Consider the following 9,217-nt stretch of genomic DNA (forward strand, 5'->3'; position numbering starts at 1 on the left):
GGTCCCGGCGGGGAGCCCCTCCGGTGGGCAGGCTGAAGTTCTGCTACGGCCCGATGGATTGCGGGAAGTCGACGCTGGCCCTGCAGATCGACCACAACCACGCCCGGCAGGGTCGCCGTGGCCTGGTCCTGGTGCGGCACGACCGGTCCGGCGAGCCGCAGATCACCAGCCGGATCGGGATCACGCGGCGGGCGGTGGAGGTCGGGACGGCCACGGACGTGCGTGAGCTGGTGCGGCAGGAGTGGGCGCGCGGGCAGCACGTGGACTACGTGATCGTGGACGAGGCCCAGTTCCTCTCCCCCGCCCAGGTCGACCAGCTGGCCGAGCTCGCCGACGACGTCCAGCTCGACGTCTACTGCTTCGGGATCGCGACGGATTTCCGGAGCAGGCTGTTCCCCGGTGCCGCCCGGCTGTTCGAACTGGCGGACGAGTTGCAGCCGGTGCAGGTCGAGGTGTTGTGCTGGTGCGGGCTGCCGGGGCGGTTCAACGCGCGGGTCCGGAACGGGGAGGTGGTCCGTGAGGGGGACACTGTTGTCGTAGCCGATACCGAACAATCCGTAGTTGAATCTTCAGCATCAGCACGATTCGAGGCCGATCCGGATACTGTGCGTTATCAGGTACTGTGCCGCCGCCACTACCGACAGGGTGATCTGGGGCCGACGGCGGCTCAACACGGCCAGTTACGGTTGACTTGAGCGGAGCGTGAGTAGCCCATCCGGGGGATATCCGCACTAAGAGGCCGTATTCACGTCACGCCAGAGCGCGAAACCGCTCCTACTAGAGGAAGCTGTTGCCGTCGGGTGACACAGCTCATCGTGAGCAACGACATGGTGTACCGGGAATCCCCCGGGCGCCTCGGTCGTTGCATAGGGTGAGCACCACCCTGGCTCCGCCCGGAGCTGACTGGAAAGGACCCCCATCATGGCCGACCGTGTTCTCCGTGGAAGCCGGCTGGGAGCGGTCAGCTACGAGACCGACCGCAATCACGATCTCGCCCCGCGGCGCACCGTGCGCTACGCCTGCCCGAAGAACCACGAGTTCGAGGTGCCGTTCTCCGACGACGCCGAGATCCCGACGGTGTGGGAGTGCAGGCTGCACGGCAGCGAGTCCGAGATCGTCGACGGCGGGCAGCCTGAGCAAAAGAAGGTCAAGCCACCGCGTACCCACTGGGACATGCTCCTTGAGCGGCGCTCGATCCCTGAGCTCGAGGAGCTGCTGAACGAACGTCTCGCCGAACTCAAGGGACGTCGGACCCGCTCCGCCTGAGGATTCGGCTTGTAGCTGCTCCCACCACAGATTGAAAGGCCCCCGTGACCTCCCCCCACGGGGGCCTTTCGCCATCCTCGGGGCCGCCGGGTACGTCCGGGATGCGCTTGGACCCGGCCGGCAGGGACTTCGAGGACATTGTTTGCGGGGTGCCCCTGTCGGCCGGCCGGTCCGGTTGAAGGCGAGGCCTCCTTCGCGCCGGACCGGGTACTCACGACGGTAAGAACCGCGCACACCCTCCGGCCAGTGCTTGTGCCAGATCCGCAGACTGGTGTTCCAGTTCGGCAAACATTCTCACTTTTCGTCGCCGTTCGGATACCCTGGGTCTTTTGATGAGCGCACGAAGCGGGGTTCGTGATGCCGGGTCAGCTTTCGCCTGCCTTGATGTCGGCGATCCGCTGTGGGGATCACGCGGCCGTGGTGCGCTGCGCCCGCCATGAAGCCGGGTGGAGCCAGAGCGAGCTGGGTCAGCGGTTCGGCTGCGCGGCCAGTACCATCTCACGTTTCGAAAGCGGGCGTCGTCCGCTGCGCGACGTCGCCGTGTTGCGACGGTTTGCCGACGTCCTCGATCTGCCGCCCGAGGCCTTCGGGCTGAACCCCGCCCCGCCCGATCGTGTGCCCGCCCGACACCCACCCACCACCGGAGCTGTCGGGCGCCAAGCCCAGCCGGGAGAGGAGGACGTTCAAGTGCGACGTCGCGCGTTTCTGGTCGCCGCCGGACTGGCCAGTACCTCCCTTGCCACTCCATCCGCCGCCGCGCAACCCGAGCCCGACCCCGCGGCGATGCTCTACGCCCGTCTGGAGAACGTGCTGGTCGGCCCCGCCCAGTCGGCACTCACCCCGCTCCCCCTCCCCCTGCCCGACGCGCTCATCACCGCGAAGGACGATTTCCACGCGAGCCGCTACCTGTCGCTGGGCACGCAGCTACCTCAGCTGGTCAGCAACGCCGAAGCCGCCGCCGAGGCTGCCGCGGCCGCGAGCCGGATCGCGCTGGCGCAGGTGTACAACCTCGTCACCCGCGCCCTGCTCAAGCTGCGGGCCAGCGGTCTCGAGTGGATCAGCGCCGATCGCGCGCTGCGAGTCGCGATGCAGGCCGGGGATCCGCTCACGCTCGCCGAGGCGCAGCGCCTGATGGGTTCGGTGTTCCGCAGGGCGGGACATCACGAGCGGGCACAGGCCCTCGTCCTGTCCGCGGCCGAGCAGCTCGACACGACCACGCCGGAACACCTTTCCCTGCACGGCGTCCTGATGTGTTCCGCCGGGTACGCGGCCGCGCGTGCCGGGGATCGTGATCGCGCGATGAGCCTGCTGGACGAAGCCGCCGCGACGGCCACGCGCCTGAGCGGGCATCCGGCGCGTCAGCAGGTGCTCAACGCGAACATCATCAGCCACCGGGTGTCGGCCGCCTACCTGCTCGGCGACGCCGGGACCGCCCTCCAGCACGCGCGTGCCGCCCGGCCCGCGGACTTCCCGAGTGCCGAGCGGCACGGCCGCTTCCTCGTCGACGTCGCGCTCGCCTTCGCGCAGTGGGACAAGCCCGAGCAGGCGTACCGGACCCTGCTCGCGGCCGAACGCCGGGCGCCCGGCGAGGTGCACACCCGCTCGGCCGCCCGTGGCCTGATCAGCGACCTGATGCGCCACCGCAACCAGCCGGCGCTACCCGGCCTGCGTCATCTCGCCATTCGCAGTCACGTGCTCGGGTGACCCTGGTACCCATCTCTAGTTGTCCGCGATCCGGCAGGCCGTCCCCGCGACGACCGCGGGGACGTACTCGCGTCGCAGGATCCAGTAGCACTCGTCGAAGGAGTCGGCGTCGCAGGCGTCGCGCGCGAGCCACGGCTCGATGTCGTGCTGGCCCACCGCGTAGTCCATGCACGCGCCGAAACCCTGGGTGTTCGCTGTGCTCACTGGACTGGCCGACGCACCCGACGCTGTGGCCACCAGTGCCCCCGCCGCGAGCACCGTCGCCGCCACTACCCTGCCGAACATTCCCGCACCTCCCGGTCCGCGCGGCGTCTCTCGCTCGCGCGACACCAGTGGACGGGTTGCGGCCGGGGACACGCCAGAGCGATTCGGCACGATCAGTCAGCAGCGCAGCAGCATCACCTCACTGTGACAAACCGCTCACTTTTCGTAGATGTTCGAGCGTGGCCCGTTCCCTCACCCGCGAACGGGATTGCTCCCTGCGTCAGGCGCGCGGCGACGGGTGCCGGGGTTCGTAGATCGGCAGCGTGCTGCCGTCGGGAAGGCGGATCGTGGCGAGCAGTCCCCAGCCGGCGTCGCGGATCTCGCCGACGATCTCGACGCCCTTGCCGCGCAGTTCGTCCAGGGTCCGGGCGAGGTCGTCGCACATCAGGAACAGCTCGTGGTGTGCCTCGCCCTCACCTGCCGGGTGAACCGCGAGCTCGGCGGGCGGCATCGCGAAGATCGGCCAGCCACCTCCGGCGTCGACCGAATCCAGGCCGAGAGTTTCCCCGAAGAACGCGCGCACTTTCTCCGCGGCCGGGCTGAACACGATCGCGTGCAGGCCAGTGAGCATGGCTCGAACCTAGCCCACCGCACACGGCCCGACGACCGCTCCGGCCTCAGGCGGCTTCCCAGGCCGCCTCGATCATCCGGAAGATCTCGTCCACTGTGGACGCCGGATCGGCCGCCTCGCGGGCCAGCGAATAGGCGTCGATCACGAACCGCGCGATCGTCCGGCAGGCCGTCGCGCTCCGGGACAGGCCGGGATCGTCGGCGATGGCCGCGGCCAGCGACTCGGCGTGACGCAGCCTCATCGAGTCCTCGTATTCCCGCAGTGCGGGTGTCGCGTCGATCATGCGCCAGATCGGGGCGGCGCCCTCGGCCGTGCAATGGCGCACCATCGCGTGGATCTGGCGGCGCAGCGCGGGGATGAGCGGCTCGTGCGGCGCCCGCCCGGTGACCGCCCGGGTGAGGCCTTGCTCGAAGTCTTCGTCCTGTTCGAACACCAGGGCCTCTTTGGAGGCGAAGTGGGAGAAGACCGTGGTGACGGCGACGTCGGCCTCGGCGGCCACGTCACGGATGCCCACCGCGTCGTACCCGTGTTCCAGGAAGAGCCGCAGGGCGGTGTCGGCGATCTTCTGACGGGTCGCGGCCTTCTTGCGCTCACGGCGTCCGGGTGGGGCGGTCATGCACTGATGCTATCAGTCATGAAAACCTAACCGTTGTTAAACACTAGCCGTTAGTGCTACGTTCGGTCGCATGGAGAACGAAGGGAACGAACGATGCACACGGTGATCGTCGGAGCGGGTTTGGTCGGACTGACCACCGCGGCCTCGCTGCGGCTGATCGGGCACGAGGTCACCGTGCTGGAACACGCGCCGGAGGTGCGAGCCGCAGGCGCAGGCATCGGCCTGTGGCCCAACGCGCTGCGGGAGTTCGACACCCTCGGCATCGGGGACGACGTCCGTGGCCTTGGCGAGCCCGTCGACGCGTGGTTCTACGACCCGACCGGACGCCCCATCCGCGCGAGTGGCTACGACGCGTCCACCTACCAGTTCCTGATGGTGCCGCGGCCGGAACTCACCAACCTGCTCGCCGACACCGCCGGCCGCGACCGGATCCGGCTGGGAACACACGTCACCGGCTTCACCGAACACGACACCCATGTGGAGGTGCACCTCGCCGACGCCGCGCCGCTGCGGGCGGATCTGCTGATCGGCGCGGACGGGGTGTACTCCGACGTGCGCGCCGCCCTGGTGCCGGGCAGCGCGGCGGTCGAGCACGCCGGCAACTACGCCTGGCGAGCGGTGCTGCCCGCAGGCGACGAGCGGCCCGAGGGCACGATGGTCACGATCGGCCCCGCGCGGACCCGAGGTGGGTACACCCGCGTCGCCCACGACCGGACCATGTGGTGGGTCGGCCAGTTCGACGCGGGCGAACTCGTTGGCAGCAAACGGGAACGGGCACTGCTGCGAGCCCGCGACGTGGCCGCGTCCGGCTGGCACGACGAGTTGCTGGAGATGATCGCCGCCACGCCGGAGGAGTCGATCCTCGAGAACCAGATCATGCGCGTTCCCGAGCTGTCGCGCTGGACCACGGACCGGGTCGCGCTGATCGGCGATGCCGCGCACGGCCTGTCCCCGCACATCGCGGCGGGCGGCACCCTCGGCATCGAGGACGCCGCCGTGCTGCGCGCCGAATTGGCCGACGGGTCCGACGTCGCCAAGGCCCTCGCCCGCTATGAGAGCGCTCGCCGCGCCCGGTTCGAGAAGGTGCACGAGCACTCCGCCGCCGTCGAAAACGCCAACGGCGCCGCCGAGTCAGCCGAGCGCTACGCCGCCTTCAGCCACTGGATGCTCACCACCGCACCCGCCACCTGAACCCAGCCACACACACGCTCATCCGTGAGCGTCGAGGAGAACAACATGAAGAAAGTCATCTTCGCCGAGTTCGGCGGCCCCGAAGTCCTGCAGCTCCTGGACGCCGAGGAGCCCCACGCGGGCCCGGGTCAGGTACGCGTCGCGGTCCGCGCGGCGGGAGTGAACCCCGTCGACTGGCGCGTCCGGGAAGGCCAGATCCTCGGCGCGCACCCGACCGAGCTGCCCTCCGGTGTCGGGATCGACGCCGCCGGGGTGGTGGACGAGGTCGGCGAGGGCGTCGAAGGGATCGAGGTCGGTGACCCCGTGTTCGGCGAAGGCTCGAGCACCTATGCCGAATTCGCCGTGCTGTCGGCCTGGGCCCGGATGCCCGAGGGACTGACTTTCGAGGAGGCGGCCGGATATCCCTCCGTGGTCGAGACCGCGCTGCGCATCATCCGCGAGGTCGGCGTCCGGCCCGCGCAGACGCTGCTGGTCAGCGGTGCGTCCGGGGGCGTCGGATCGGCGGTGCTGCAGATCGCCCAGGAGCGCGGCATCACGGTGATCGGCACGGCCGGGGCCGCGAACCAGGACTACCTGCGCGGCCTGGGCGCCTTCGCCACGACCTACGGCGAGGGCTGGGTCGAGCGGGTCCGGCGGCTCGGCCGGGTCGACGCGGCTCTCGACCTGGCGGGTTCGGGTGTCATCCGCGAACTCGTCGAGCTGACCGGGGATCCGGGGAAGGTGGTCTCCATCGCCGATCTCGGCGCGCCGGAACTCGGTGTCCGGTTCTCCGGTGTGGCCGGGAGCGTGCCGGACGCGCTGGCCGAGGCCGTCGACCTCATCGCGCGGGGAAAGCTCCACATCCCGGTCGAGAAGTCCTACCCGCTCGCCGACGCCGCGGTGGCGCATGCCGACAGCCAGGCCGGGCACACGCGCGGGCGCCGGGTCATGGTCATCTGAGCCTCGCGGCCGAGGCACTCGGGTCGCCCGGCTGATCAAGGGGTTCGCCTGTGGCCGGGCGAAACTCGTCAGCCGGGCGGCCGTTCGGCGACGAAGACGAACTCACGTCCAGGGCGGTCGGGAGCTTCACGCACGTCCAGGACCCGGTACCCCTGCGCGGCCAGGCTTGCCGCCACCTCGTCCCGGCCACGAAACCGGAGGGTCGAGTCCGAGGTGAGGACCGCGCCGTCCGACAGAAACCGGTACGTGTAGCGAAAAGACACCAGCGGCAGGCTCACGCCGGTGACCTCACGACGCTGCTCCACCGGACCGATCCCCGGTACGTCGAGCGTGAGCCGAGCCGGGTCGGCGGCCCAGTCCTCCCAGGCACGGCGCTCGGGACGCCGGGTCTCGAACACGAGATGCCCGTGCGGACGCAGCGCGCCGCGAATACCCCGCAGCGTTCGCGCCCAGTCGTCATCGGTGAGGAAGACCTGGGCCACGTTTCCCGTCATGACCGCGAGGTCGGCGTCGATGGCGCCGACCGTCGTGGCGTCACCGTGCAGCCAGGTGACTCCGGCGGCGCCGTCCTTGGCCTTCGCGACCGCGAGCGACGCCTCCGCGGGATCGACACCGACCACGCTCCGGCCTTTCGCGGCGAGCAGGATCGCCAGGCAGCCCGTGCCGCAGCCGACGTCGAGGATCCGATCGGCACCCAACTCGTCGGCGATACCGGCATACGCCGTCAGATCGTCGCGGGCGCCGTCGAACGCGTCGTAGACGAGCGCGAGGCGAGGATCGGCGAAGATCGCGTCAGGCATCCGGCGCGGACCCGTCCTCAGCCGAGCTTGAGCAGGCGGCGCACCTGCTTCCACCGCCGCTTCAGGCCCCACGTCCCGACACGGAGGAACGCCTCCTGGATGATCGAGCCGCTCATCTTCGACTCGCCGATCTCGCGCTCGGTGAACGTGATCGGCACCTCGACGAGCTCGAACCCGGCTTCCACGGTGCGCAGCGTCAGGTCGATCTGGAAGCAGTAACCGTGCGAGGCGACCTCGTCCAGCGCCAGCTTCTCGAGCACCTGGCGGCGGTAGGCGCGGAACCCGGCGGTGATGTCGTTGACCCGTACGCCCAGCGCGATCCGCGAGTAGATGTTCGCGCCCCGCGACAGGATTTCCCGGCGCTTGGGCCAGTTCACCACGCTGCCACCCGGCACGTACCGCGAGCCGATCGCCAGGTCGGTGTCCCCCAGCGCGTCGAGCAGCCGCGGCAGGTCCTCCGGCGCGTGCGAGCCGTCGGCGTCCATCTCCACGATGGTGACGTAGTCGCGGGCGAGCCCCCACCGGAACCCCGCGATGTAGGCGGCGCCGAGGCCCGCCTTCTCCGTCCGGTGCATGACGTGCACCCGCTCGTCGGCCTTCGCCAGCTCGTCGGCGAGATCGCCGGTGCCGTCGGGGCTGCCGTCGTCGACGATCAGCGCGTGAACGTCAGGGAGTGCCTTGTTCAGGCGTTCGACGATCGGCCTGAGGTTCTCCCGTTCGTTGTACGTCGGGATCACCACCAGCACCGGTTCGATTCCCTGGGCCCCCCGCGGCGCCTGCGCCATCCGTCTTCCTCCGAATCCGCGGGATCAGCCCGCCGCTTCCCCTGTACCCGTGCCCCGCGCGCGCCGGGCGCGCTGGGCACCTCGAACACGAAAGCGGAGCACGAACCCGCCGGCGACCCCGGCGATCGCCAGTGCCAGCAGTCCGTACTCCGTCCACGCACCGAGTCGATCCGACAGCGTAGTCTGCGTCCGCAACGGGACGCGCCCGACCAGGGACTCTGCCGTAAAAAGCCCGGTCGAGCTGGTCACCGACCCGTCCGGGGCGATGATCGCGCTGACCCCGCTGACCGCCGAAACCACCACCGCGCGGCCGTGTTCGACCGCCCGCAGCCGCGACATCGCCAGCTGCTGGTAACTCATCTCCCCCGGCCCGTACCACGCGTTGTTCGTCGGCACGACCAGCAGCTCGGCACCGGCGGCCACGGATTCACGGGCCGGGTAGTCGAACGCGGTCTCGTAGCAGATGAACACCCCGACCTTGGTCCGCGCGACCGGCAACGCCGGGTTCGCACCGTCGCCGGGCCGCATGTCGATGGCCGACTTGACGAACGGCGTGACCTGCTCGGCGATCTCGCGGGCCGGAATGTACTCGCCGAACGGCACGAGTTGCTGTTTCGCGTAGCGCGGTCCGGGACCCGTGTGCGGATCCCAGGCGATCACGGAGTTCTGCGCGTGGCCGTCGGGCAGCCGGTAGAGGGCGCCGATCAACGCGGGCGCGCCGAAGTCGGCGACGAGCTGGTCGAGCTGCGGGTCGCGCCCGGCCAGCGCCGTCGCGGTCTCCGGCCAGATCAGCAGATCCGGACGCGGCACGCGCCCGGCACGAATGTCCGACAGCAGCCGTTCGTTCTCGGCGATGGTGTTGTTGCGCAACACATCGCGCTGCCCCTCCAGTGCGAGCCCGATATCGGGAGCGTTGCCCTGGACGGCGGCGACGGTGCGTTCGCCGTCCTGCGCGCCGGTGCCGATGGTGGGCCACAGCGCCGCTCCCGCCACCACGGGAACCACCGTCAGCACCGCGGTCCCGATGAGTGCGCGGTCCGTGAAGGCCTCCTTCACGGCACTGAGCGCCGTGAAGGAGGCC

Annotated in this window: 12 protein-coding genes and 1 pseudogene; 6 read left to right on the plus strand and 7 right to left on the minus strand. The window is 70.0% G+C overall.

Annotated features, from left to right (window positions below; translation table 11 throughout):
* The first annotated feature begins 23 nt into the window (after nt 1-23).
* From ACFWX1_RS25520 to ACFWX1_RS25530, 3 genes and pseudogenes are all read left to right on the plus strand, one after another.
* Nucleotides 24-695, plus strand: coding sequence for a thymidine kinase (locus tag ACFWX1_RS25520; protein WP_378391345.1), 672 nt, complete (start codon nt 24-26; stop codon nt 693-695).
* A gap of 226 nt (nt 696-921) precedes the next feature.
* Entirely contained in the window at nt 922-1,266 is a 345-nt protein-coding gene (locus ACFWX1_RS25525) for an RNA polymerase-binding protein RbpA (protein WP_345392636.1), read from the plus strand.
* 384 nt (nt 1,267-1,650) lie between these two features.
* A pseudogene (locus ACFWX1_RS25530) lies at nt 1,651-1,788 on the plus strand (multiprotein-bridging factor 1 family protein); the annotation flags it as partial.
* Here the strand turns inward: ACFWX1_RS25530 and ACFWX1_RS25535 are convergent.
* Nucleotides 1,765-1,896: a hypothetical protein gene (locus ACFWX1_RS25535; protein WP_378391347.1), complete on the minus strand. Its 132-nt coding sequence runs from the start codon at nt 1,894-1,896 to the stop codon at nt 1,765-1,767. The pseudogene ACFWX1_RS25530 and the gene ACFWX1_RS25535 overlap by 24 nt on opposite strands.
* Before the next feature lie 57 nt (nt 1,897-1,953).
* Here ACFWX1_RS25535 and ACFWX1_RS25540 point away from each other — a divergent pair, with 57 nt between their 5' ends.
* Nucleotides 1,954-2,970 carry an XRE family transcriptional regulator gene (locus ACFWX1_RS25540; RefSeq protein WP_378391349.1) on the plus strand — a complete coding sequence of 339 codons (1,017 nt, stop codon included), beginning with the start codon at nt 1,954-1,956 and terminating at the stop codon, nt 2,968-2,970.
* A gap of 15 nt (nt 2,971-2,985) precedes the next feature.
* On the opposite strand, the gene ACFWX1_RS25545 is transcribed toward ACFWX1_RS25540, so the two are convergent.
* The 3 genes from ACFWX1_RS25545 to ACFWX1_RS25555 form a co-directional block, all read right to left on the minus strand.
* Entirely contained in the window at nt 2,986-3,255 is a 270-nt protein-coding gene (locus ACFWX1_RS25545) for a hypothetical protein (RefSeq protein WP_378391327.1), read from the minus strand.
* Nucleotides 3,256-3,454: 199 nt separating this feature from the next.
* Nucleotides 3,455-3,805 (minus strand): VOC family protein, encoded by a 351-nt coding sequence (locus tag ACFWX1_RS25550; RefSeq protein WP_378391328.1) that lies wholly within the window; start codon nt 3,803-3,805, stop codon nt 3,455-3,457.
* A 46-nt stretch (nt 3,806-3,851) separates the two neighbouring features.
* Nucleotides 3,852-4,421 (minus strand): TetR/AcrR family transcriptional regulator, encoded by a 570-nt coding sequence (locus ACFWX1_RS25555; protein ID WP_378391329.1) that lies wholly within the window; start codon nt 4,419-4,421, stop codon nt 3,852-3,854.
* Between the two features lie 93 nt (nt 4,422-4,514).
* Here ACFWX1_RS25555 and ACFWX1_RS25560 point away from each other — a divergent pair, with 93 nt between their 5' ends.
* Nucleotides 4,515-5,612, plus strand: coding sequence for an FAD-dependent monooxygenase (locus ACFWX1_RS25560; RefSeq protein WP_378391330.1), 1,098 nt, complete (start codon nt 4,515-4,517; stop codon nt 5,610-5,612).
* Nucleotides 5,613-5,657: 45 nt separating this feature from the next.
* Nucleotides 5,658-6,551: an NADP-dependent oxidoreductase gene (locus tag ACFWX1_RS25565; protein WP_378391331.1), complete on the plus strand. Its 894-nt coding sequence runs from the start codon at nt 5,658-5,660 to the stop codon at nt 6,549-6,551.
* A 68-nt stretch (nt 6,552-6,619) separates the two neighbouring features.
* Here the strand turns inward: ACFWX1_RS25565 and ACFWX1_RS25570 are convergent, their stop codons facing one another.
* From ACFWX1_RS25570 to lnt, 3 genes are all read right to left on the minus strand, one after another.
* On the minus strand, nt 6,620-7,351 hold the full coding sequence (locus ACFWX1_RS25570; protein ID WP_378391333.1) for a class I SAM-dependent methyltransferase: 732 nt from the start codon (nt 7,349-7,351) through the stop codon (nt 6,620-6,622).
* A 17-nt stretch (nt 7,352-7,368) separates the two neighbouring features.
* Nucleotides 7,369-8,136: a polyprenol monophosphomannose synthase gene (locus ACFWX1_RS25575; RefSeq protein ID WP_378391335.1), complete on the minus strand. Its 768-nt coding sequence runs from the start codon at nt 8,134-8,136 to the stop codon at nt 7,369-7,371.
* 24 nt (nt 8,137-8,160) lie between these two features.
* Nucleotides 8,161-9,217, minus strand: a 1,057-nt coding sequence (lnt, locus tag ACFWX1_RS25580) for an apolipoprotein N-acyltransferase (protein ID WP_378391337.1), incomplete at its 5' end; no start/stop codon positions are given.

This window comes from Amycolatopsis sp. NPDC059021 (assembly GCF_042739895.1).
Classification (GTDB): Bacteria; Actinomycetota; Actinomycetes; order Mycobacteriales; family Pseudonocardiaceae; genus Amycolatopsis.

Coding starts and splice junctions, on each gene's coding strand:
- ACFWX1_RS25550 (WP_378391328.1), bottom strand. CDS start 3,805: ATGCTCACTGGCCTGCACGCGATCGTGTTCAGCCCGGCCGCGGAGAAA.
- ACFWX1_RS25570 (WP_378391333.1), bottom strand. CDS start 7,351: ATGCCTGACGCGATCTTCGCCGATCCTCGCCTCGCGCTCGTCTACGAC.
- ACFWX1_RS25565 (WP_378391331.1), top strand. CDS start 5,658: ATGAAGAAAGTCATCTTCGCCGAGTTCGGCGGCCCCGAAGTCCTGCAG.
- ACFWX1_RS25555 (WP_378391329.1), bottom strand. CDS start 4,421: ATGACCGCCCCACCCGGACGCCGTGAGCGCAAGAAGGCCGCGACCCGT.
- ACFWX1_RS25545 (WP_378391327.1), bottom strand. CDS start 3,255: ATGTTCGGCAGGGTAGTGGCGGCGACGGTGCTCGCGGCGGGGGCACTG.
- ACFWX1_RS25575 (WP_378391335.1), bottom strand. CDS start 8,136: ATGGCGCAGGCGCCGCGGGGGGCCCAGGGAATCGAACCGGTGCTGGTG.
- ACFWX1_RS25525 (WP_345392636.1), top strand. CDS start 922: ATGGCCGACCGTGTTCTCCGTGGAAGCCGGCTGGGAGCGGTCAGCTAC.
- ACFWX1_RS25560 (WP_378391330.1), top strand. CDS start 4,515: ATGCACACGGTGATCGTCGGAGCGGGTTTGGTCGGACTGACCACCGCG.